Source organism: Dyella sp. 01N36 (assembly GCF_056399745.1).
Window position 1 is genome coordinate 1 of sequence record NZ_JBFTRY010000035.1, and the last position, 24,964, is coordinate 24,964.

Below are 24,964 nucleotides of genomic sequence, written 5' to 3' on the forward strand. Positions count from 1 at the left end.
AGGTCCGTATATGGACTCCTCCCCTTTGCCAAGCATCTCTTAGCTCTGGCGTCCGTGTCGACTGCACACGTATATCCGGCCTCTAGTTGCTGCACCGTCAGGCGGTGCCGGGCCACGATGAGCTAGTCGCGCGTCGGCTCCCAATCGCTTTGGCGTGCTTGTCAGCACACGGACCTTTCAGGGGTTTGCCAACGCCGGTTCGACCGGTTCGTCATCACTTCGGGGGCTTCGCAATCGTGAAGGGATTTCCTCGGATGTATGGGTTAGGCGGCCGCCAGCGCCGGTTGGTAGTTCGTACCATGGCGGAGCATGGCCCAGGCCATGCGCGCCGTCTTGTTGGCCATCGCCACACAGGCCACGTTGGGATGAGATCGCGACGCCAGTCGGGTCACCCATCGACTCAGCGGATCGTCGTGTCGCGGTGCAGTTCGCAACATGGCGCGGGCGCCATGGACCAGCAGTGACCGAACGTAGGCGTCGCCGCGCTTGCTAATGCCGAGCAAGCGGTCCTTGCCGCCTGAGCTGCACTGCCGTGGTGTAAGGCCAAGCGATGCGGCCATCTGTCGACCGTTGGCAAACTGTCTTGCATCGCCAACACAGGCCACCAAGGCCGTGGCGACCACGGGGCCGACACCGCGCAACTGCTGCAACCGGCGCGCATCAGGATCAGCTTTGGCTGCCTCGTCGATTTGGCCATCCAATTCCACGATGCGCTCCTCTGCTGTGCGTAAATCTCGCCACAGACCTTCGAGCAAGTATCGGAAGCTCGCACTCAGACCGTTGTCGGCATCTTCCAGCCAGCTCGGGATCGCGCGACGCAACGAGGACATCTCCTTCGCCGCGACCAGGCCATACTCGGCAACTAGGCCGCGGATCTGGTTGCCTTTGGCCGTGCGCTGCTCCACCAGACTCGCGCGCACGCGGTGCATGGCTTGCAGATCTTGCTGAGCGACACTCTTGACGCTCACAAAGCGCATGCTCGGGCGACTCATCGCCTCGCAGATTGCCTCCGCATCCTTGGCGTCATTTTTGTTGCTCTTTACATAAGGCTTCACAAATTGCGGCGCGATCAGCATCACGCGGTATCCCATGGCTAGCAACTGGCGTGCCCAATGATGCGCACCGCCGCACGCCTCCATGCCGATCTCGCAACCCGGCTCGGCCACCTCCTGCACGGCCTTCAGCCAACGATCTCGTGACAGGCGGCGACGCCATATCGGTTGCTCGTGTCGATCAACCCCKTGGACCTGGAAGACCTGCTTGGCCACGTCTACTCCGATGCGCGTAAGCTTCATGGGTGGACTCCTCTTCGCCAGCGACTGGTTCTAATCGCTTCCAGTCTGGCACTCGATGCCGAAGACGGGGAGGAGTCCATCTCATTGCTTCGAGTCGAAAGCGCACATTACTCGGCGATGACAGGACCTGATTTGGTGTGCCCTGCCCGTCGGCCAATAAGACCCGCTAGCCACCAATAAAAAGCCGCCCATACAACGATGCTCCAAAGGTTTCCGGCCAGGTTGGGTATAGGTATCGCGGGCGCCACCATAACGGGCAGACCCAGCCAGGCGAGTGGCAGCCAGGGCAGCCAGCTAACGAACACGACGCAGCCCGCTAGCCAGCCAGGAAGAGAAGTGGCTACACCAAGCAAGAGCGCGTGCATGCCAGCTAGAATGGCAAATCGGATGCACCTTCCGATGGGAAAATTCCTGTCAGGCATCAGTCTTCCTTAGTAGCTTTCAATACGCCAATACAAGAATGTTCGCTCAGGGTCGAAAGCGGACATGCCCGATTCGTCTCAACGTTTTCACCCTGCCTGCCTCACCCGATCAGCGTTGAAATGCCTCGGGGTGTCCGAGCAGCCATTTCGTCACCTGCCGCATGTTCTGGGCTTTTGCCTCCTGGGCAAGCGTCTTCCCGTCATAGTCATATCGCCCGACGGGGCTCGCGCCGGCTTCCAGCAGTCGCAATACGATGGCGTCGCTCCAGCTTCCGAACACCATGCTTTTCCCATTGTTCGATTTAGCGGAGGCATCGGCACCGTGGAGCAGCAAAACGTTCAGGAGCTCGAGGTCCTCCACGCCATAAATAGGCGTTCTTCCCAGGCTGTCCCGGTGGTTGGGATTCGCCCCTCGCGCAAGGAGGCGCGCGGCGGTCAGGGAGCGCGCATTTTCGATCTGGCGGCAGGTGTAGGCATTCCCTAGCGCTGCTAGCGCCGTCTTCTCCCTGGAACCGTCGAGGCTCTCGTCTGGCAGGGAGAAATCGATATCGACGCCAGCATCCGCTGCCGCATCAACCATGGCCGGAGAGCATCCCGCCGCAGTGCTTGCAAAGACCACAGCGGCCTTGTCCTTGCCAAGCCTGTCAAGCCAACCCTCATTTGCCAGGCGCTTGAACAGGTTCGCATGCCCCCGTCTGATCGAGCTTTCCATCAACGTGATGCCCGCGACCTCGGGTTCGCCTGGCATATTTCCCTGCGGTAGTACCGACTGCTGCAAGGGGGCGCCGCGATCGATGAACGCGACGACCGTGGCCTCATCCGCGTCATCCATCTCACCTTCCACAGCCAGCGCCGCGGCATAGTTGGAGTGAAAATCGAACCCGGCCTGCTCGAGCCAGGGGATAAGGCCGGGACTGCCCGTGACCCAGCGGTCCGTGCCAGCGATGCGATCGATCGAAGCTTCCAGGTCTTCCACCGCCTGAGGCATCCCGGCTTTCGTGCCCATATAGTCGACGACGGTCTTTTTCCGATCGCCCACTACCAAGGTCACGATGTGAGTCGGCCCGTCCGTCACGGGGTATCGATAGGCGTTCTTGAGGTGCCAGAAATTGGCCGCTTCAAATTGCTTTAACAACGCCTCCACCACTTCGGGGCGGACCTTGTCTTCATGCGTTCCCGGAAGCAATACGCTGCTGGAACGGGCGAACTGCCGATGCAGTGCATCCACCCCGTCGATAGGGGACGCGCCGGTGGTGAACTGCACGAGTCCATCACCATGGATCGTCACGTTGTACGCCGGGCACGAGCCGTAACAGGCCGATCGCGCCAAAGTGATTGCGACCCCGTCCGCGCCATTCGCAGCAGCCACCGACGGGATGGCAATGGCCATCGCGACGAAGCAAGCGGCTTTCATCATGCCGGCGACGCTGTATCTACCTGCAGTCATGGATTCCCCCGAACCCTTCTTTGAACAAGTCACGCGTTCATCGTTTTCTGGTGCTTCAGCAGTCTATACGGCAAGTCGTCACCGAGTTGGCGGCGCATCCTGGCATGCGCGCTGCCCTCTGAATCTTGCCGATCTTGCGGCGCCGGCCATGTTCGCCTCGATTCGAATACAGACACTGTCAGGTCGGCTTGTGCGGAGCCTACTGCGCCGTCAGGCTGCTGTGCCTCAGGGATGCGCCGGCCGGGGACGCGGGCGGCAACACAGAGAGCGTGAGGCGTGCGAAAGCGCCGTGGGCCGAGAGGGCGGTGATCTGGTGCGTGCCCGGTTGGGCGAGCGCCAGCCGCATGGGCGCCGGGCCCGAACTGTCGCCTTGCAGGCGGCCGTCGAGCAGCCATTGCACGCGCTCCAACGTACCCAACGCCCGCAACGTCACCGAAAGTGGTGCATCGCTGTTGGGCGCCGCGCGAAGGATGGCGCCGTCGCTGATGCCGGCGATGCGGATGGGGTTGGCCACCTCCAGCGAATCCGGATCGCAGCCTGGCGCGAGCGGTGGCAGCGCCGACGCGGCAGCATCCGCCGGCGCCAGCCAGGGCGTGGCGAGCGCTGGCCAACGCGCCAGTGTCACGGTGTGTTCGCCGGCGCCATGGCAGGTGGCGCTGAGACGGCGTTGATGCGCGTCCACGCGCACGGCCAGCAAGCCGCCCATCCAGGCGGAAACGTCGCGCTCGGGAAAGGTGGGCGGTAGTGCGCCGTCGATCGTCCACCCCGTGCGACGATCGCGGCACAGCGCCGCGGGCGTGTTGTTCGCGGAGCCACCCAGCGGCCAGCAGATGTCTACGGCACCCACGGATGCTGGACGCGCCGTGCGTGGGTTGGCGTGACTGGGCGCAAGCATGGTCGCCACGCTGAACATCAGCGGCAACGCGGTCACGGCACCGTATTGGCCGGGCGATGGCGTGCCATCGGGACGGCCGATCCACACGCCGAAGGTCCAGTCATCCGTGACGCCGATTGCCCACGCATCGCGGTAGCCATAACTGGTGCCGGTTTTCCAGGCGATGGCGTCCTGCGAGCGCAACGTGCCGTCGAGCGGTGCGCCAGCGACATCGGCAGCATTGGTCGAGAGAATATCGCGGATGATCCATGCGGCTCCCGGACTGAGCAGCCGTCGCGGCTGCGCGGATTGCGACGTCGTGTAACGCGGTGTTCCCGCCACGCCACCGTTCGCAAAGGCGGTATAGGCACCTACAAGATCCTCCAGTCGGGTGGAAGCACCACCCAGGATGACGGCAAGATTGGGCGAACCGCCTGCAGGAAAGCGCAGGTCGATGCCGCCGTTGGCCAGCCGTGCCACGAAACGATTGGCGCCGACGCGGTCGAGTACATCGACAGCCGGCACGTTGAGCGACAGCTGCAGCGCCTGTGCCACGCTGACCGGTCCACGGAACGCCTCGTCGAAGTTGGCCGGTCGATAGCCGCCAAAATCCTGAGGCGCATCGACCAGCAGACTCTGTGAGGTGATCAGTCCGTCATCCAGCGCCAGCCCGTAGAGGAATGGCTTGAGCGTGGAACCCGGCGAACGTGATGCATGCACCATGTCTACGTGGCCAAGCCGACGCGGATCGCCAAATTCGGCTGTGCCCACATAGACCCGCGTTTCCAGCGTGGCGTTGTCCACCACCAGCACGGCGGCCGATGTGCGCGACGGCAGGCGCGACAGATATTCGCTGACGCGATCTTCGACGGCCCGCTGCAGGTTCGCATCGATGGTGGTGACGATACGGCGCTCGGCCGGCTGCTGGCGATGAAGCCGTTCGGCCAACAACGCCGCATCCAGAGGCGAGCGCAGGGAGCGCGCAGTGACGGGTTCGAGCCTGGCATCGGCAACCTCGGCGGCATGCCACAGGCCCTGCTCCTGCATGCGCTTGAGCACCTTGTCCCGCGCGCGTCGCGCTACGTCCGGATGACGGTCGGGGCGATAGCTGCTGGGCGATTGCGGCAATACGGCGAGCAACGCGGCTTCGGCGTGCGACATCTGTCGTGCCGGCTTGCCCAGGTAGGCCCAGGAGGCCGCCTCGACGCCTTCGATCGGTCCACCGAAGGGGGCGTGATTGAGATAGACGTCCAGAATCTGCGCTTTGCTCAGGTGAGCCTCCAGCTGAAACGCGCGCACGATCTGCACCAGCTTGCCGCTGACCGTGTGCGGCATCGGCATGACGATGCGCGCCACCTGCATGGTGAGCGTGGAGCCGCCGGACACGGCATGTCCATGGCGCAGCACGCCCCAGGCGGCACGCGCCAGCGCGAGTGGATTCACGCCGGGGTGACGATAGAAGGCCTGGTCTTCGTAAGTGAGCAGCGCCTTGAGATACAGCGGCGACACCTGCGCGGCGGTGGTGGGATAGCGCCATACGCCATCGCCATCGGCGAAGGCACGCAGGGGCGTGCCGTCTTTCGCCAGCACAACGGTGCTGCCCGTATCGGGTCCCGGTAATCGCAGCGGAAACAGGCGATCCAGCAGCAAGGCCGCCAGCAGGATGCCGACACATGCCACCACCAACGCCCGCAGCAGGCGACGCCATGGTCCGCGTACCGGGTGGTGACGGGTGGGAACGGGAGCGTGCATCGGTCAGTCCGCTGGCCGGGCCGCGCGATGCGCGCGGCCCGGATGCGCTCAGGGTTCTTCGACGGTGAGTTGCCCGACGGCAGATACGCCGTAGCCGCGAATCGCAGGGCGATACATGTCTTCCACCAGCGGAGGCGGCACGGTGTACGTGCCCGGAGTCACGGCGCGCACCACATAGAACACGCGTGCCGTGGCGCCGCGCCGCAGCGACAGCGCCGCGGCATAGCGGTCGTCGCGGTATTCCTCGTGCACCACATTGGCTGCGCCTTCGTGTTCGGTCAGGCGGATGCCGTCGACCACGATGTCCTCCCACTGTTTCGCGCCGCCAAGGTTGAGGTTTTCCACTTCCAGGCCGCCGGGCTGCAGATCGGTGAGCAGTGCGTCAGGCATGTCGACGCGCGCTTCCATGCTGACTTCGGCGATGAGCGTGTCGCCCTCGCGCAGCTTGCCGCCTGCCCAGGGTTTGCCGTCGGTGGTGAAGTAACGTCGACGCACGTCGACCTGGCTGTCATCGGCGGCGGGCGCCTTCAGCGGAATGCCGGCCACGTCGAGCGTCGCGAACACGGTGCCCTTGTCGGCTGGTTGCACGGTGACACCGCTTTCCATGTCAGCGGGGGTCAGATCGCGCACCCAGATCGTCTGTCCATCAGGAACGGTTTCCGTCTTGGCGCCTATGCGCACCGAGGCGGCGAGCGCTCCCCTGCCACCCGCATCGAATGCGTGTGCCACGCGCGCAATCGCTACCTGTTCCTGCGTGCTGAGGTAGGACCACGACCAGTGGTAGTACGGCACTTTCTCGTTGCCGGCCTTTACCTTGGTGGTCGCGTTGCGCGCCCAATCGATCAAGGCGGCGTCGTACTCGGGCTTGTTCAGGCCATAGGCATGGGTCAAGGCCACCATCACGCCCAGGTCGCGCAGGTCCGAACCGTAGTCACCGACATACCACGGGCGCTCCTTGTTCCACGCAAATGCCTCCTGGATGGCTTTCTGCGCACGCTCGTTGTCGCCCATGAGCTTGAAGGCCACACCAAAGTGGACGAGCGGCAGCGGACCGACGAGTTTCTGCCGCTCGTTGTCGAAGATGGCGCGCAGCGTTCCCAGCGGCGCCCGGTTGACGCGGGCGAGCACGTAGCCGGAGTACGCCTCGTCGGCGATGCGCAGGTGATCGTGATGCTCGTAGGAGTAATAGGGATGACCGCCGGCAAGCAGATCGTCGTTCAATCGCTGCAGCGATTTCTGCAATACCTCCTGCGGCACGGCGAAACCCGCCTCGCGCGAATCGAGCATGAAGTCGACCACGTAGGGTGTCATGAATGTTTCGATGGGACTGGTGCCACCCCAGAAACTGAAATGCCCGTTGCTGGCCTGGAACGAGGCGATGCGCGCCAATGCGCTCTCCACGGCCGCCTTGCGCCCTGCCTCGCCAAGCCCCGATGTGCCCAGCGTGCGCGCCGTCTTTTCGTCCAGATAAAGCGCCGCGTAGCCTTTGCTGGTGGTCTGCTCGATGCAACCATAGGGGTAACGCAACAGCTCGGACAACGCGGCGCTATAGGGCAAGGGCGGCAACAGGCTCAGGGTGAGGCGGTTGCGCACGGTGGACGACACGAGCCCGTTTATGGCGCTGCCATCCAGGCGCACCGGCTTGCCCTCTTCGATGGCCATCGGCACCGTGCTCACCACGTCAGGCCACGCGTTGCGTACGGCGAACTCGAAGTGGCGATCCACCTGGTAGTCGTTGAGTTCCGCGTGAATATCGATCTTCGCCACGGCCACACCCTGGTCCGCGGTGACAGGCATGACCAGCGTGGTACCGGCGCCGTCCTTCAGTGGCACGCTGCGCGCGGCGTCGGCCACCTTGATAAGGCCATCCCCCTTCACGCTCACCTTGGCGACGCCGTCCTTGCCCGAAAGGTTCTTCAGGTCGATGCTGATCTGCGCCTTGTCGCCACCCGCCATCACGCGCGGCGTGCTCGGCTCGACCACCAACGGGGCCCGCACGGTGACGGCGCCATCGGCATTGCCAAAACCATCGTCGGCATAGGCCAGCGCGGAAAGCCGCAGGCTGCCGTTGAAGTCCGGCACCAGCAACTGCACGGTCGCCTTGCCCTGCGCATCGAACTGCACCGGCGCCGCGAACAGGTCAACGATCTGCACCTTTGGATTGAGGCGCGCACCGTGCGGCAGACCCTTGCCGCTCATGTCGCCGCCGTAGCGCAAGCGTGCCTCCGCACCTTCCATCGCCTCGATGACGCGACTGTAGAGGTCATACGCATCCACGCTCAGCGCGCGTTTCGCGAACATCCAGGCCCACGCGTCAGGCACCGGGTAGCTGGTGATGTTGAGCACACCCTGGTCGACGGCCGACACAGTGACATAGGCCTTCTTGCCGGACAGCCCCTCAGCCCGCACGGTCACATCGAGCGGGTGCCCGGGGCGCATCAGCGCTGGCGCGCTGAGCTTCAGGGGAATGCGCCGGTCATTGCGCTCCATGGCCACGTGCTCCACACCCATGGCGCGGGCGGGCGTGGTCTTTTCCGACGCGTCGCCACCACGAAACACCAGCGCGACCACATAGACATCGTGGCGTTCCCACTCCTTGGTCACGGGAATGTCGAACGTCGCACCGGCGGTGGCCTTGATGTTGCGGATGTAGAGCAAGTGATCCGACTCCACCAGCAGCACGCCTTGTCCATCATGCGGCGGCGTCACGGTGACTTTCATGGTGTCGCCGGCGCGGTATCGCGCCTTGTCCAGCGCCACCTTTACCTTGTCCGGGCGCGCTTCCTTGCCGGTGTTCTGGTCGTCCCAACTGTAGCCGGCGAAGAACGGGAACACGGACGTGAGCTGCGTTTCGGGGTCGTACACTTCCAGGCGGTAGCCGCCCCAGAGCACGGGGAAATTCACCTTCACCCGCTGGCCGGGCGCGACGTCGACATCCTTCTCTTCGACCAGCGATAGCTGCACGTTGGCGTTGGACTTCCATTCGTCGCCGTGTTCGTACAACCAGTAGAAGTCCCGAATCTCCTGCTGCAGGCGCACTTTCAGATGCTTGCCCGCCACCAGCTTTCCGTCCATGTCGGCACGCATCACTTCGAACGAGGCTTGCCCTTCGCTGGGCGCACCCTGCTTGGGATCGAACAGCGGTCGCACGCCCGTCAGCGCGGGCGCCGGCCAATACACGCGATCGAGCAGGCGCGTGACCGCACGGCCGCCGCTTTCGTACACGCTGCCCGAAAGCGTCGCGGTCAGTGGCGCCACCGGTTTCACCTCGCCGGGCAGAGCGATGTCCTGCTCCAGATGGCCTTGCGCGTCGAGCTTGGCGTCCAGCACGTCCGCGGCAGCGGCAGGCAGATCCACCAGAGGATTGCCGAAGAAGACGTCCGGCAGGGACGGCAGCGGATGCACTTCGGGTTTCATCAGGAGCTTGGCCGTGACGCGATTGCCGTCGGCCGGTGCGCCATAGAGGTAGCTGGAGGACACCACCAGCTTCAGCGGCTCCGACGGCGCCAGCCGTGCCTGCGGGCTGGAAAGATCCACTTTCAGCCGCTCGGGAAGGAACTCCTCGACGTGGAAAGGAAAGGCCTGCACGGCCTCCTTGCTGGCCGGATCCAGACGGAACTCGAGCTGCCACAAGCCGGTAGGCGCATCCGCGGGAATGGCCTGGCTCAGCTCAAAGTAGTTGAGGTCTTTGGGCTCCAGCCGGGTGTCGACCAGGCTGCGTCCATCGGGCTGCTTGAGGCGGACGAATAGCGTCTGCGGCTTCATGGGCCGGCCGTCGTAGTCGCGCAACAACGCGGAAGCGCGCAAGGTCTCGCCGGGTCGGTACAGGTCGCGCCCGGACCATGCGAAGACTTCGAACGGCGCCTGCTTCCTGCCGGTGACATCGAAATTGGAAATGTCCAGCGCGGGGCGGTTGAACGGCAGCACCGAGACGTCTTTGCCCTTGCGGGCGATCAGCACGTCGGTGGATTGGACCTTGTAGGCGATCAGGGCGTTGCCATCGTCGTCCGTCGTGGCCTTGAGCCTGGCGTTGCCATCGGCGTCATCCACTTCCACCGCGACGCCACTCACCGGCGAACCGTCGTGCAACGACGCCACGTGCAGCAACACGTTGTCGCGGTAAACGCGAAGGTGCAGGCCCAGATCGCTGACGAAGAACACGGCCGTGTCGTAGGTGCCCGTGTAGGTACCGCCCTGCTTGAGCATCGCCATATAGACGCCCGGCTGCGACAGCTCAGCGACCTTTTGCACGGGGATATAGGTGATCGTACGGGCATTGGGGTCGCCACCCAAGGTGTAGTGGTTGGCGTAAACCGAATCACCCATGTCCGTGATGGGGCGACGCTTGCGCTTGCCGTTATTGCAGCTGTCCCAGGGACTGATCTGATGCTGCAGTTCGTACTCGCCACGATGCTTGTTGGCGGGGAAGGCACAGAACACATCGGAGATGGCATCGTCGTGAACACGGAAGAACTCGATATCCGCATCGTGCACATTCACCGACACCAGCGGCAGTCCGCGCGAGCCTCGCGCCGGCAACACGCTGCCCACTGAGGCGAAGCCCACCGCGGCCGGTACGCTGCCGGAATACACGTCGCGCTTCAGGTCGGCGCCCAGTGACCGGCCATCTGCCGCCATCAGGCCCGCTCGCACCTGCACGGCATAGTGCTGGTTGGCCTGGACAAACGGAAAGACCAGGGTTTTGCCATCGCTCCCCAGGCTCCAGCTGCCACTGATCGTTTCGCCGTTGGGTCCGCTGAGGGAAAGCAGGCTATCGAACGACTGAGCGGATGCCAGCGGCGTGCTGAACGTCAGTACGAGTTCGGTGCGCGAGTCCTGCGCGCGCGAGCCTTCGCTGAGCAGGGTAAAGACACTGCCTTTGGCCGTCTGTGCGACCGAAGCGGCCGGGACTGGATGGCCCTGCAACGCAGGCTTGTCGCCTTCGTGGCGGCCACAGCCGGCCAGTGAGGTTAGTGCCAGGCACAACATCCATCTGGCCACGCCCAAGGCACGGCCAGAGTTTGATATCCGATCCATAGATTTCCCCCTAGATACGGCGGCAGTCTCGCATGCATTTATGGCCGAATCGAGGCCAAGCGCTGGCGGCTTGCTTGAATCCAAGCGGACCTTTGCGCCAGTGCGTCGACCGCCGGCCACATGGGTTCTCAGGTCGGGCATGTGGCCCGGGACGCTGGCGGCGGAGTATGTGCGAAGCCGACCTCGACACTTCCGGCAGGCCTCTTTCAGTCACAGAGTCCTGCTGTCCGCTCAGGATCGGAAGCGGACGTAATCTCGATACGGGCCCAGGCGAGCGGTCAAGGCTTAAACCGCAAAACCAGATACAGGGTGAACACGAACAGCACCAGGCCGACGAGTAACAAGGTGCGCACCAACCGCGCGTAGAAAGCTGCTTCTGGTGCCTGCAATTGACTTACGCGCGAGCTAAAGGCCGTTCTGATCACCGCCACGGCCACGTTTGGATCGCCTTGGCGCGGCAGCCCTTCATACAAGAAGGAGAGCGACCCTCGGCGCCGCACCCATTCAGGCTTCTCCGCCTTGACGATTCGGTAGAACCTCGAGAACGCGTACAAGTAGACAGGCACAACGAGAACATAAGTCCAGCCCAGAGCCACCAATAGCAAGCTCATTCGCACCTCACATTCCCGTTGGGAGGGCTTGCGTGGCGACAGCCCCGTCTAAACAATCAGGTCCGCATCGAGTCGCAAGCGGACTCTTTGGCTTGCATTCCTTTTGGCCGTCCGAGCCTCCGCTCGTCTCCGTACGCCTTCATTGCACAAGGACGGCGCCGAATGGGCCGTTTGTCGAGCTATAGGTGCCAGTACCAACGGACTGCAGAAACAACAGGTAGGTCGATCCGGTGACGCCACAAGCCGGGTCAAATTCGGCAACTGGGCCATCAACGAGGAGCACGATCTGATCGACCTTCGGACCTTTCAGAGACTTTGTCACTCTTAGATGGGCGCACGAGAAGTCCTTCCTGCAGCCGTTCTTATCGACCCTGAGGACCGTGGCAATGGCCACCAGATCGGACGTCCCCACCCGCTCTTTCCAGGCTCTTCTCCGTAACCTGATTGCTCCACGCGACGCCGACGGGCGCGATGGAGAGCAACGCCGTTGCGACGAAAGCCAGCCAGTCAGATCCAAGTCTCAGCATCGAAAGCCCCTATGAGCCGATGTCCCTGTGGGTCGGAAGCGGACATTAGCCAATCTGCATCAAACCTCAACGGCCAACCGGATCGATCGTCCGAACTTCGATGCCGATTGGCTTGCAAGACCCCAAGGTAACTTCGCCCGGTGGAGCTGGATCCACGATTCGGCCTTCAATGACGACCGTAGCTGCGTCGAGCTCCTGTGCCCGACGAATCAGGGCCGTATCTGAGCGCTTGATAAGAATCGGAAGGCAAAGCGGTTCGGGCGGATTGTTGGGATCGGTGCCCGCTGGAAACAGATTTCTGTTCTCGCCTGCCCAGCGTAGCAGCCCTGTTACCTTGAGTTCCTGACCAAGCATGGGTTTTGCATCGCGAAAAATCTGAGGTATGGGAATCTTTGTTGCTTCAAACGCATGTGCCGGAATCCATCGGACGCATGCCATCGTGATAAGAGCCGCGCACAGCAGACTTCTCTTGACAGTATTCATGGGCTCAGTCCTTGTTCTGGACGACACTTCCAGTTTAATCAGATCGAAGCTGCACCCGATAGATTGCCAACTCTCTACTCGCGACCCGGCCAGGAGCCACTTGCGCGCCACTGATTCGAATATGCGTTCGCCCGTTGCTCGGTGATCTCGTCATTCACTGGATCAAAGTCGCCTCTCATCCAGGCATCCAAGGGTGACTCGACATTAGCGTCGCCACCTGACCAGGAGCCGTTCTGCTTTTCCCAATCCTAATGGGGTTGCTGACCGCGCAATGCCTGTACTCACTCATGCCCGCTTTACGGCACCGTGATTGATGAGGTGTCCAGCCCAGGTGGATCGAGATGGGGCGCTCCCAGCGCTGGCCTACTCCGCTGCTCCAAGCAAAATTGCCCGGACGACTTTGTATTCCTCCAGCCTCACATAATCCCGCTCTGTCGGCGCCGCTATCCGCGAAAGATCCATGTTCTCGGCGTTATCGGCCAGCTTGACGGCGAGCGCAATACGATCTTTCTTTGCTCTGCGCGCTGCATCCGACCGGGATTCGCCTTTACGCTTCGTCAGCGCATCGACAGCGGAGAGGACTTCTTGTGAAAACCCCTCGGCCCCGAGAAGCTCCAGTGTCACGTCGGAGTCCTCGACAACATCGTGAAGCACTGCGACGATCCTTTCAGGCGCCGACTGCATTCGAAGCATCACGCGAATCGGGTGGAGAATGTAAGGCTCTCCGCCTTTATCGACCTGGCCTGCGTGTGCCGCAGCCGCTATTGCTATGGCGCGTTCGAGAGTCGCCATGTCGCCTTCCCCTTTAATTCAAGCATTGGCCAGAACTCCTGTTTCCCTTAAGAGGAACGTCCGTTTCGGGTCGCAAATAAACCTATCACATCAGGACGTCTTAGCCCGTCCACCGATAGTCGGTCGGGTGCGTACCTTCGGGCAGTCTGCCCATCACCGCCTTGGCATTGAACGGAGCCGGTCCGTTGATGCTCAGCGTCTTCGTGAATTGGTTGAACTGCGAGATCGTCTTGTAGGTGCGGCGGAGCGGCGCATAGACCCCTGTTGCCCGCCCCTGTTGCTCCTCCTGTCCGTAGACGGTCAGCAGTGCCAACTCATCGGACTTGGCGGCGGCCATGGGAAACAGGAAGGCCTCTTCCACGACGCCGAGTGCACCGGGTGGGCAAAGCCACCCGCTTCGACGATAGAGTCAGGGGGACTCGAAGTCAGAAATGCGCCTCAAAGCCATCGGCATGCAGACGTCCCAGCAAGACTTGCGCCTCGATGGGTGAAAGGTCACGGGCCAGTTGTATATAGCCCGTGCCCAACTCGTCTTCTTTTGCCATAGCGATCCCTGCTCCCCCGAGCCGATGGTCATCCCGAAGAACGGCGTCCCGGCAGACTTCAGGGAGGAGTCTGCCGGGACTGGGGAGCAAACGGGACGATCGAGTGAGTCACTCACTCCCTGACCGTGACCTCCACACGCCGGTTCGGCGCCAAGCAAGCGATCAGTTGGGTCTGCGGGCCATTGGGGCATTCCTTCACAGGGTCCGCTTCACCTAGTCCCTCCGAGGTCATGCGGTTGGCGGGGATACCCCTGGCTGCCAGGTAGTCTCGGACGGCATCTGCGCGATGCTGCGACAGGGATCGGTTATGGGTGGCAGTGCCCAGCCTGTCGGTATAGCCGGCTATATGTATTCTCGCGTCGCTGCCACGCAGACGGTCGGCTAGATAGTCCAGCTCGCTGCGGCCCGAAGAAAGAATATCGGCGACACTCCCCTTATCGAAGGCGAACATGGCGTCCGCCGACAGCACACGCTTCTCCACCGACGGCGCAGGAGATGTGGTGATAGCTGGGGATGGCTGCTCAAGCAAGGCCTCGCACGATTCGGGTTTCCAGTAGAAGCTTTGCGCCATGTGGTCATCATCGAAGAGCACCTTGTACTGGCATACCGTCACTTCGTCGCTATCGGTCTTGCGGAAGTTGAACACGTAGTTCCACTCGCGTACGCCCCACACACCTTCGCTGAAGTGCGGATAGCCGATCAGGTCGGAGACCTGTTGTTTGTTGAGACCGGCGCGCATCTGCCGCAGATTGGCGAGATTCGGGAAGGTACCGCCCTTGTGCATGGGTGTGACCTTGTCGGGTGTCGGCCACACCAGTTCGCCGGCCGAATGACCGTCCTTGGCTACGTCGTGGCTGACGTTGCCGCAGGCGGCCAGTGCAAGTGCGGCGGTGATCGCCAGGCTGATCTGTTTCCATGATTTACGCATATCGATGACTCCTCGATGCTTTCGGGAGGCGCCCCGGCGCATGGCACCGGGCGGCACCTGTTACCAGACCACGCCCGCGCCCACGCCCGCGCCGGCGTCGCCGCGCGAGTTGGTGGTGGCGTTGAGCTTGAAGACGTAGCGGCCACTCTCGGTGATGGTGGACATGCCAACCGCAATACCGGTTTCACCATGGAACGCGCCTAGCGAGACAGCCGCCGAGTTCTGATTCGGCTGATAGGCCTGTGGCAGGCTCGCCAGTGCCATCGCCGAGGCGATGCCCGCGTTGGCGCGGTTACCGATTTGATTGAGCTGGCGGTCGACGGTTTGGAAGCGCTGATCCACGTAGTCTTTCGACCAGTTCTCGGCCTGGTTGATGGCCTCGCCGAGCTGGCCCACGTTCACCGCATCGGTGGCGTTCACGCCGTTGGCGACATTGGTGACGGTGCGTTCATTGCCCGCCGAACCCACGGACACGGAGTTGCTGGTGGACGCCACCGAACCCGCACCGATGGCGACGCTATTGTCACCCGCGGCACTGGAACCGCTGCCGACGGCCGTGCTGTTGTTGCCCGACGCAGTGGCGCCGGCACCGGCCGCAGTTGAGTTGTTGCCCGTCGCCGACGCCACCGTCGTGTTGTTAGTGCTCGTCTGGTAGGTGTTGTTCACCGTGTTGGTACCGCCGCCGTTACCGCCACCACCCGCCGGCGGCAGATTGTTGACGACGTTGGCGAGGTTGTTGAACTGCGTGTACAGCGAGTTCAACGACTGGTTGGTGGCATATAGCTGCGAGCCGTTGATCGCATCCGTGCTGGCACCACTGATACGACCTGCAGCCACGTTGGTGAGCGTGCGCTCCGCACCCGCGCTGCCTACGCTCACAGTCGACCCCGGCGTGGTTCCGGCGAAGTTGTAGGTGACACCGCCGAGGGTGCTGCTGGCGGTGCCCACGGCCGCATCGGTCTGCGATCCAGAACCCAAAGCCACGCTGCCGGCAAAGGCCGCCTGCGAGCCCGCGCCCAAGGCCAGCGCCTGGATGCCACTGGATGTGGCGTTGGTTCCAAGCGCGACGCCATCAGCAAGATTCACGGTGGCGTTCTGGCCGATGGCCGTGCCACCCGGCGCAGTCTGCTGCACGATCGCGCCATTGCCCATGCCGATGCCGTTGTCACCGTTCACCGTCGTCTGCGGACCGATGGCGACCGACTCCGCACCTACGGCCAATGAATCGGACGCGCTGGAGTTGGCGTGGAAGTACTTGATCGGCGTGACCGAGAACGAACTCATCGCGCCCTTGAGCTGGCGCAAGGTCACCGCATCCTGATCGAGCGTGCCATCCGCTACATTGGTGATCTGACGGAAATCGGTGGCGTTGCCAACCGAGACCGCGCCGAGCAAGTTGCGGTCGGTTGTGTTGTAGGGAATGGTGTTGGTGCCCACAGTGATGGAGCCGGAGGTCGGTGCGATCGGGCGATCAGACACTGCGCCGGAGCCCAGCGCCACGCCACCGAGCACCGAAACAGCCGTGTTCTGACCCAGCGACGTGCTGTTGTCCGCCGCCGCCGTAGCGCCCACACCCGCAGCCAGTGCGTTGATACCGGTGGCGCCGTTGTTGGCGAAGTTGCCGCCCTGCACGCCGTTGTCGTTGACGCTGTAGTAGTGCGTGCTGCTGGCAGCGACCACATTGCTCAGGTTGTCCACGGCCTGGTTGGTGGCGAACAACTGCGAACCGTTGATCGCATCCGTGCTCGACCCATTCACCTGTCCCGCCGCCACGTTGGTGATCGTGCGCTCATTGCCCACCGTGCCCACGCTGATCGTGCTCAGCGGCGTCGCGCCGGCATAGGTGTAGGTGGTGCCGGCGATTGTGCCGCTGCCCGTCTGCACCACCGCGCCCGTGGCTGCGCCGGAACCCAGCGCCACGTCACCCGGGTTGGTCCCGGCCGTGGCGCCATTGCCGATCGACACCGCGTTGGCGGTACTGGCGGTAGACACCGGCCCGATCGCGACGCTGTTCGCGCCAATGGCTTGCGAATCGACCAGGATGGAGTTGGCGTGGAAATACTTGATACCGCCACCACCATCCACCGCGCCACCGATCTGGTCGAATACCTGCTGCAGCGAGGTGTACGTTGTGCCGCCGTAGCTGACGTTGGTCGTCACGGCGCCGGTAGTGGGATTGTAGGTCGTGCCCCCACCGATGCTCRTGGCAATGGTGTTGCCCAGATTCGTCACCGTGCTGCCCACTGCCGTTACGGCCTGGTTGGTGGCGAACAACTGCGAGCCATTGATGGCGTCCGTGCTGGAACCGCTGATGCGGCCCGCGGCGACGTTGGTGATGGTGCGCTCGGTGTTCAAGGCACCCACGCTCACCGTGCTGGTCGGCGTGGTGCCGGCAAAGTTGTACGTGGTGCCGTTGATGGTGGTGTTCGCGGTTTGCACGGCAGCAGCCGTGACGGAGCCCGAGCCCAGCGCAACATCATTGGCGTTGTTGGCGGTAGCTGCATTGCCGAAGGCCACCGCGCCGGCGGCCAGGGCGCTACTGCCGTTGCCCACCGCCACCGAGCCCACGCCCTGCGCATTATTGGTGTTGCCGATCGCCACCGCGCCGTCGCCGTTGGCAATGTCATTGGCACCGGTTGCGACCGCGCCGTTGCCGTTGGCGGAGTTCGGATCGCCGATGGCGACCGCGCCATTGCCGTTGACGACCTGCCCCTCGCCGATCGCCACGGCGCCCGTGCCGCCATTGACCTGCGAGCTGTGGCCCATCGCCACCGAGCCGGTGCCTGCGCCCGCGGCCACGGTGTTGCTGTTACCCACGGCAACGGTGGAACTGGCCAGCGCCTGCGACAGCGCACCGACGGCGGTGGCGCCGCTCGCGCCTGCATTGGCCTGCGTGCCGACCGCCACGGCATTGAGGGCATTGGCTGTGACGCTGCTACCCAGCACGACCGAGTTGACGCCTGACGCCGTGGAGTTACTGCCCAAAGCGATCGCACCGGTGCCCGCGGCACTCGTATTCACACCGAACGCAGACGAGTTGCCCATCGTGGCATGCGTGTCGAAGCCCACGGCGGCAGCATTGCTGTTGATGGCGCTCGACTCTGCGCCGATCGAAATCGCATTGGTGCCAGACGCCGTGGCGCCTGCGGTGGTGTCGCCTCCGATTGCGATGGAAGCGACGCCGGAGGATTTAGTCGTCATGCCGAGGGCGATTGCACCGGTCTGGCTCGCATTGGCCTGCAGGCCCATGCCGATGGAATAGGTGCCCGAGGAGTTCACGTCCGTGCCGATGGCGATGGCCGACTCTGCCGATGCACCGGTCCCGGTGGTGCGGGCACCTAGATAGATCGCGTTAAGGGCTGTTGCGTAGGCTTGCCAGCCCACTGCCGTCGCATGGGCAAAAAGGCTTTGCGTCGACAGACCCACCGCCGTCGCTCCCTCGCCGGTGGCATTGGTAAAGCCGCCCAGGGCGGTGGCTTGCCCGTTGTTCACTTGAGCAGACGTGCCTAGCGCAACGGCGTTCAACGCACCGACCGCTTTGGACACGCTACCGATGACGACGCTATTGGCGGAGTTCACATCGGCCGAGGCATGCGTGCCGATGGCCACGCTACTGGTCGAGGCAGACGATGCGCCATCGCCTTGGGCAATCGCCGAGGCACCCGTGGCGTTGGCGATGATACCGATGGCCATCGCGTTGCTGGCCGTGGATACCGCCTGGGTTCCAAAGGCAATGGAAGAGTTGCCGGAAGCCGTGACGTCGGTGCCAACGGCGATGGCGCTATTGGCCAGCGCCCCTGTCCCGGCCGCGGTACGCGCTCCGATATAAATGGAATTGATGAAGGCAGCATTGGCCTGAAAACCGAGAGCCACGCCATTCTGCCCCGTGCTTTGCGCGGCGTATCCGACCGCGACCGCACCCAGTACCGAAGCATTGGAGATTGAACCGAGCGCAGTCGCGCCGAGCCCACTGGCCGTGGCGCCCAAGCCCATGCAGGAGGCGGTGCCGTTATAGGCGTTGAAGGGCGAAGGGTTGCAGTCCACCGACTGCGCATGGGCCGGCAAGACCCAGCCCATGGCGCCTGCTGCCGCCAGCAAGACCAGCACGCCCGAACGCCGGGGCATCTTGCCTTGCCCGCCACCGCGCTGGCACGAGGCCAACTCCGAAACCACCACGAGCTGGTTCAGCGCGCGGCTCCACACCTTGCGATAGATCTTGTTCATGCCTGGCTCCCTTGTGGCTCATTGGCATCAGGGACGCGGTCAGGACAAAGTGCTGGGCGCAGAAACCTATCGCGCATGCATCAAGCCTGTGCGAAGGAAACAAACCCTCCTTCGCTCACGCCATGGCATGAACGTTTTCTTGAAACGTCAGGAATCGAGTCGATGCGCTCGGCTACTAAGAACCCTGCACAGCCCCTGTTTGATGACGAAGACTCAAACGAAACGGCATGACTGGGGAATCGGCCTGATTCGCTTCGTTCCGTTGATGCGACACCCGTGTACTCGCGCAGCACTTCACGCGCAGCCCCCCTGAAAATAACCGGACTGTTTCAAACTGATTCGCGGCTGCCGCATCCGAAGAATGGCACCACAGGAGCAAACTTGTGAGTGGCGATCGACAAAAAAAACACGAACCTCGTCACAATTTGTATCGATCTATCTTACGATTGCGCGCCTCGTGAAAAGTGCATGAAGACTTTCCGCAAGCGGCAACGGCATGACACGTTCCGTGCAACGGAGAGATCTACTTCCAGGCTTTTTGGACGACAGAAAATTCTTGCGGCCTGTTGCATGTCTGCGGCGGTGAGCCCTATGACGGCGAGCATCGCGGCGGGCCTTTCTTCCGCTCGAAACACCTCCGCCATCGGGGAGAGCAGCTTCAGCCGTTCGAACCTGCTGCACTGCATCTGCCGTAAGTTCATGCACACGAGCCGGGTGCCGTGGCGCACAGAGAACCCTGCCGGGGTCTCGAAAACGATGGAGGCTGCGTGCCCTCGGTCCGGCACGTTAATGCTCAGGGTGAAGGAATCCGTTCGTCATCCTCTCCGGCGCTGCGCAGGCGGTTTCTGCAGCCGCAGAGGGGGCGCATGAAGTGCATGCCGAAGCTGTCGATGTTCGCCTCGCACCACCCCTAAACTCCGGGAACTCGGTATGGCGGCAGATGCAGATCCACAACAGTTCGCCGCGAGAACTTGTTCGTGCCAACACGCGTCTGCTTTGGGTCGGAAGCAGACCTAATGCATTCTAAGCAGGGGTCTCACCAGGCGGCAATTCGTCCCCTCTCGGCAAGCGAACGTGGAGCCGCGCCTGCTCGTCCTTGGCCCCAAACGCGCGGTAGTTAGACCGGGCCTGATGCAAACTCGGGCGATTCGCGCCGCCAGCGAAGTCGGGGTTCCCAAGCTGTACGTCGTCATCTTCCCAGAAGCAAACAGGACAGATCACGAACGAGCCGGGGAACGAACCGTCTTCTGGCATTGTGAAGTGGCCGCAGCACGGGCAGGCAGAATTCATACTTCCCCATCGTCATCAGTTAAGGGGCTGTTTCGAGCCCTAAGCGTCACTGTGCGGGGCCCTCAGGAATTCTCGGGACGTAGCGAATACCGACGATGTTTCTGAATGCGCCAAGCCTCGGAATTCCCGATCCTGCGTACTTGCCATCAAAAACAGCGAGCACCATCACCGGCGCCAGCCCTTGGCTCAGATGGGCCATGACCTTTTGGTCCTCCGGATCCATGCTCGTTCCAATGAGCTCGATTCCTTCGACCGGGACGTCAGCCTCATATCTTTCTTTCGAAGGGTAGAGCACTACCTGATCAAATGTCTTGACGATAAAGCCCACCACCGAGACTAATCTGCCATCGTATTTTTCAGGAGTGGCGATCAGCTTATAGAAGGACACATTGCACAATTCACGACTGGCATCGCGCCCCCACGCGTAACACTGCGTTCCGAAGCGTCCGTCATGCGTCCTTTCCGGCAAAGCCGTTTGCGCCGATAGGTTCTGGGCCAGAAGGAGCGCGGATAGCAACAGGATGCTTGCGTACCTCATTGGGACACCTCCAACAGTAACAAACTTCCAAAAGTGAAGCGGTAGGTGCCGAGACAATTCGGGCGGCCCAGCGTTCTATACATATGCTCGAGCTACTGTGGTCCGCTGTGGGTCGGAAGCGGACCTTTTGTAAGTCGATCCACTAATTGTGGATCGAGGCCTTCTGGGTCTCGACCACGAGTGAGGCTATCTGGTCTTCAGACAGGTTTTTCAGGTCATTGAACGCCGCATCGGTCAAGCGCTTGTCTCCAGTTCCTTCGCCATGCAGCTCATAACCCTTATCTGAGTGCAGATAGAAGAAGTAGAAGGGCATGGCAGGGTTACTTGGAGCCGTAACAATGACCAAGGATCCTTTGTCCTCGCAGCTATAGACCAGCCAATCGGTGCCCCCGTACTGCTTAGTCACCGGACCCACATCGCATTTGAGTGTGGGAGCGTCAACGGAATGAGCGCCCCTTGCGAAGAAGACCGTGCCTACCAGCATCAACAGTAGCAGCCGCTTCCATCGATTCATTGAGCCCCCTCAGGCTATCCCAGCTTGGCCAAGATACCTGGCCACCCGTTGATTCTTCAAAGCGTCCGCTACGGGTCGTTAGCGGACATTGCCATCCGTTCACTCGAAATCAATCACGACCTGCCGCGTCCCTTCTCCGGGAGGCCCATAGCGCTTGGCAATCCTAGCGCCCTTCATAAAGGGCGAAGACGCGAGAACTGGCTTGATTGCTTTAAACAGCCTGTCCGCATCCGGGCCGTACATGTAGATGTAGCCGTCGTGGCCATCGGCAGCCACTTCGTCGCCGTCAAGAATTCCAACGGCGGCACTTTTGATGGCGGATTCAAGTCTGTCTTCCAAGGCAAAAAGCGGCTTGAGATCGGTCGATCCATATCGGAAGTGCACCACTACCGCCTGATCATTGACGCTCGTCGGGCTAGCGGCATTTGCCGACCCCATAACGCCGAATAGAGCACCAAAGAGCAGTATCCGTGCGGCCTTCATGCCGACTCCGTTGTTGAGCGAAACCATAGGGACTCCCCATTTACCCCTTCGACCAGAAGGTCCGCTACGGGTCGGTAGCGGACGCGCTTACTTGCCTGCCTGGAAGACCGCCAGAATGACGCAGTCAAACAACGGGTCCGACTCGCCATATTTCTCCTGGCACGCGAGAGCCCCCTGGACCACATCCGAAAAGCTCTTCGGAACTGGCTTTCCGTGAAGCTTCGCGTGGCAGATAAGCGTCCTGTATATCCAATAGGTCTCAGGCTTCACGGAAGGGAATCCATAGGCATCATTGACTATGGAGTACTCCACAGGCCGATTGGCTTCCGTGTCACCGTGAGCGCGAAGTCCATTGACCAGATCTTCCTTGGAGTTGCCAGCATCCCGCGACCGGGTCACAGCTATCGCTCCCATGTTCTCCTTGTAGCAAGGATCTGCTTGGGAGGCAGATAGTGCATCTTCCCCGACGTACTTCTGCATTAGAGATGGGCTTTGGGCCATCGAGGCCGGCGCCACCGCTAACAAAGCGATACCAAGTGCTGCGCACAGCGACCGTCTGTACATTCCCCCTCCCTTCAAAAGGGTCCGCTTTGGGTCGGAAGCGGACGTCACTCGGGATGGTAGTCAAATCGTGAATACCGACTGTCGTAGAAGTCTTCCAACGAAGTCTTCGCCTCAAAGAGCTCAGACCAAACTTCATAGCCATCGATCAGCCGATCCCCGTCCTGCTCGTAACCCACCTGGTCAGGATGAGCTGTAAAGCCCAAGGCTTTTGCATAGGCATCGGCTTCGGTGCGCGCTTTCGCGTGCGCCTCATCCCAAGATGCTGCCTCGAAGACAACGATCCTCTCTTCGAAGACCGCCGTACCGTCGGTCTTAGTGCCCCAGTCGTAGACAGTGCGGATGGCATACCAGGACATAAGCTGATCCCTCAGTTTCCAAGCACCCTAAAACTGTCCGCTTCGGGTCGGAAGCAGACATCCGCTCCGATTCCTTATCTGATCCCGGCCACACCACGCGTCACGTCAAGACAGGTCACCTTCGACTTGAAGAATGGCGTGCCGAGAAAGCCGTCAGCGTCGGGGGCCGAGAACTGGATCAACGGAAAACTGGCAGCGCCAAAATCCCTGCCACCGAGTACGAGCTTCGATGTGGAGAAGGATGGCGGTCGCTGCCCGGGCACCATGTCGGCGGGTTTCTCACCCAATGCCGTTGGGCGCAGCATGTTCCAGCTTGATCCCGTGTCCCACACGAATTTGAACGTGCCTCTGTCGGTGTCGACCGATGAAAGCACGACGCCTCCTTCGAGCGTGACGGGAATGATCGATTGGCCGCATTCGGCCTGCATGGCTGCGGACGAACCCGTCGGATACAGACGAAGTTCCTCCTTGGGGTAATCGAATACGGCAAGGTAGCCCTGAAGCAGACCGAGACCCAGGTAACCGTCCTGGGGCAGATTGTCGTGACCTCGCAGTTCTCCGCCTTCCATGTGCCCCAGTGCGAGATCACCCACAACCAGCTTTGAGGCAGTGAAATCGCGCGAGGTACGCTCGGCGCCCGAAGAGTCACCCAGTGTCTTATTGCCACCTCCGAAATCTACCGACAGCGCTTGCGCAACAGCCGGCTTGAGCGCGATGGCGTGATAGCCGCCAAGATCAAGCAGTAGCGACACCGGTTTGCCAGAGATGCTGGCCGTTACCGTAGGTAGATTGGATCGAGAATCTAGGTGAAATGGAATTCGCAGCGGTGTCGTACCGATATCGCCGGACGCACATGTCGCTGTACTGGCGGCGAGAAGCGCCAGACACATCATGAATCTTTTCAAGTTTCTCCCCCAGAAGGAACACGTACGGAGCGCCGCAGGCCCCCACATCGCGTGAAGCCACGGCGTGGCTCCTCCTCGACGTAAGCGCCTCCCTATGCACCCGCCATCTTCTTGGATTAAGGGGGGGGCTAGCAAGATCGATGGAATGCGACTGTCCAACGCATTTTGCAGACCGGTCAGCCTGCTGTGCGGCGCTCACGAACGATCAGAACTGTCCGCTGTGGGTCGAGAGCAGACCTTATGCCCGAAGGAGAATCGACTCCCTATCCTGTTTCGAAGCGAGAGCTTCCGCCAACGCCTCCATGCCAGTTCCTCCCAGTCTAAGGCCGGCCGTATGGCCACCCGGAATATGGTCAATCGAGCGTCGATACCACTGCACTTCCTCTAATCGCAGTTCGACGCTGCACAGCAGTCCAAGATCGACAGACTTCATTCGGTCCACTTCAAACCGGCTTTTGGCCAAGGTGGTGAACACAGTTCCAAGCGGAACATCGCCTCGGCCGTTCCGGCCAACGACCACACCATCCTGAAGTATGCAATCAACCTGGAACTCGAAAGACACGGTTACCCCCTGAAATCTGTCTGCTCTGGGTCGAAAGCAGACGTCGCTCAGTGTGTCACAACGATGGCCATCAAGAAGACAAGTAAGGCACCCAGCGCAGCGACGCCGTAGGGAAGTAGCGACTTATGCGGAAGTGCCCTTCCATGCTTTCCACCGAGGTAGGCGACAACAAAGGTCAGCACGATCGCAATGCACGCGACTTTGACGGATTTGGAAACAACTACGAACACGACAAAGACGGCAAGAACAAACGTCAGCCAGACCGCCATGACGACGTTTATGATCGCGCGACCAACCGCGTCGGAAACCGGTTGCACCCAGATGGTTCTGGCATCGGCAGCCGGCTTCTTAAGACGCGCCCCAACGAAACCCCACACTGCCAGCACGAACACCGACAGCCCGACAGTTACGGGTGCGAACGGCTTACCGTAAAGACCGTAACCGGCAGCGCAAATCCCGATCATCACGACAACGAAGATAGCCGCATTGAGCAAATCGAGGTACGTGATCTTCATCGTCTCTCCGGCTGAGGGTTACCTTGGCTCATGGAGGAAACTGTCCGCTGTGGGTTGCGGTTTCAGCCGGTCGTTGCAACGAATTGATGAAATCGTTCGGCCGGTGTTTCGAAGTTTAGAGTCTTTCTCGGCCTTCCGTTCAAGCGCCTTGCCACGGCGTTGAGTTGCGCTTGGGTGAGGCCAGACAGATCCATGCCTTTGGGAAAATATTGCCGCAGAAGACCGTTGGTGTTCTCGTTCGAACCACGCTGCCATGGGTTGTACGGATCACAGAAATAAACCTTGATGTCGGTGGCCAGC

At 61.7% G+C, this 24,964-nt stretch carries 18 protein-coding genes; all 18 read right to left on the minus strand.

The genetic code is table 11. The features are described from left to right. Window positions 1-263 precede the first annotated feature (263 nt). Window positions 264-1,295 (minus strand): IS110 family RNA-guided transposase, encoded by a 1,032-nt coding sequence (locus AC1DMG_RS09210; RefSeq protein WP_477179825.1) that lies wholly within the window; start codon window positions 1,293-1,295, stop codon window positions 264-266. 531 nt (window positions 1,296-1,826) lie between these two features. Further along, the gene (locus AC1DMG_RS09215; protein WP_441605612.1) at window positions 1,827-3,164 is read right to left on the minus strand and encodes a DUF6438 domain-containing protein; all 1,338 of its coding nucleotides are present in this window, start codon (window positions 3,162-3,164) and stop codon (window positions 1,827-1,829) included. A gap of 199 nt (window positions 3,165-3,363) precedes the next feature. Beyond that, window positions 3,364-5,790 (minus strand): penicillin-binding protein 1C, encoded by a 2,427-nt coding sequence (gene pbpC, locus AC1DMG_RS09220; RefSeq protein WP_441605611.1) that lies wholly within the window; start codon window positions 5,788-5,790, stop codon window positions 3,364-3,366. A gap of 48 nt (window positions 5,791-5,838) precedes the next feature. Then, entirely contained in the window at window positions 5,839-10,827 is a 4,989-nt protein-coding gene (locus tag AC1DMG_RS09225; RefSeq protein WP_441605610.1) for an alpha-2-macroglobulin family protein, read from the minus strand. Window positions 10,828-11,105: 278 nt separating this feature from the next. Further along, on the minus strand, window positions 11,106-11,438 hold the full coding sequence (locus AC1DMG_RS09230; protein ID WP_441611305.1) for a hypothetical protein: 333 nt from the start codon (window positions 11,436-11,438) through the stop codon (window positions 11,106-11,108). 593 nt (window positions 11,439-12,031) lie between these two features. Then, a complete protein-coding gene (locus AC1DMG_RS09235; RefSeq protein ID WP_441611306.1) occupies window positions 12,032-12,448 on the minus strand; it encodes a hypothetical protein in 417 nt (138 codons plus the stop codon). Between the two features lie 363 nt (window positions 12,449-12,811). Next, window positions 12,812-13,240, minus strand: a complete 429-nt coding sequence (locus AC1DMG_RS09240) for an HD domain-containing protein (protein ID WP_441605609.1) — start codon at window positions 13,238-13,240, stop codon at window positions 12,812-12,814. A gap of 100 nt (window positions 13,241-13,340) precedes the next feature. Beyond that, window positions 13,341-13,601, minus strand: coding sequence for a hypothetical protein (locus AC1DMG_RS09245; RefSeq protein WP_441605608.1), 261 nt, complete (start codon window positions 13,599-13,601; stop codon window positions 13,341-13,343). Between the two features lie 296 nt (window positions 13,602-13,897). Further along, window positions 13,898-14,713 carry an OmpA family protein gene (locus tag AC1DMG_RS09250; protein ID WP_441605607.1) on the minus strand — a complete coding sequence of 272 codons (816 nt, stop codon included), beginning with the start codon at window positions 14,711-14,713 and terminating at the stop codon, window positions 13,898-13,900. 60 nt (window positions 14,714-14,773) lie between these two features. Then, window positions 14,774-18,937 carry an ESPR-type extended signal peptide-containing protein gene (locus AC1DMG_RS09255; protein ID WP_477180439.1) on the minus strand — a complete coding sequence of 1,388 codons (4,164 nt, stop codon included), beginning with the start codon at window positions 18,935-18,937 and terminating at the stop codon, window positions 14,774-14,776. A 1,023-nt stretch (window positions 18,938-19,960) separates the two neighbouring features. Next, window positions 19,961-20,227 (minus strand): CPCC family cysteine-rich protein, encoded by a 267-nt coding sequence (locus AC1DMG_RS09260; protein WP_441605606.1) that lies wholly within the window; start codon window positions 20,225-20,227, stop codon window positions 19,961-19,963. Window positions 20,228-20,273: 46 nt separating this feature from the next. Further along, window positions 20,274-20,615, minus strand: a complete 342-nt coding sequence (locus AC1DMG_RS09265; RefSeq protein WP_441605605.1) for a hypothetical protein — start codon at window positions 20,613-20,615, stop codon at window positions 20,274-20,276. 292 nt (window positions 20,616-20,907) lie between these two features. After that, window positions 20,908-21,279, minus strand: a complete 372-nt coding sequence (locus tag AC1DMG_RS09270; protein WP_441605604.1) for a hypothetical protein — start codon at window positions 21,277-21,279, stop codon at window positions 20,908-20,910. A gap of 99 nt (window positions 21,280-21,378) precedes the next feature. Further along, entirely contained in the window at window positions 21,379-21,789 is a 411-nt protein-coding gene (locus AC1DMG_RS09275; RefSeq protein WP_477178779.1) for a hypothetical protein, read from the minus strand. Between the two features lie 581 nt (window positions 21,790-22,370). Then, a complete protein-coding gene (locus tag AC1DMG_RS09280; RefSeq protein ID WP_477179837.1) occupies window positions 22,371-22,682 on the minus strand; it encodes a DUF4288 domain-containing protein in 312 nt (103 codons plus the stop codon). 74 nt (window positions 22,683-22,756) lie between these two features. Next, window positions 22,757-23,587, minus strand: a complete 831-nt coding sequence (locus AC1DMG_RS09285) for an aspartyl protease family protein (protein ID WP_477179836.1) — start codon at window positions 23,585-23,587, stop codon at window positions 22,757-22,759. A 609-nt stretch (window positions 23,588-24,196) separates the two neighbouring features. After that, complete coding sequence (locus tag AC1DMG_RS09290; RefSeq protein ID WP_441605673.1) at window positions 24,197-24,664, minus strand: hypothetical protein; 468 nt, start codon at window positions 24,662-24,664, stop codon at window positions 24,197-24,199. 62 nt (window positions 24,665-24,726) lie between these two features. Continuing rightward, on the minus strand, window positions 24,727-24,964 hold a 238-nt coding region (locus AC1DMG_RS09295), incomplete at its 5' end, for an IS30 family transposase (RefSeq protein WP_477180440.1).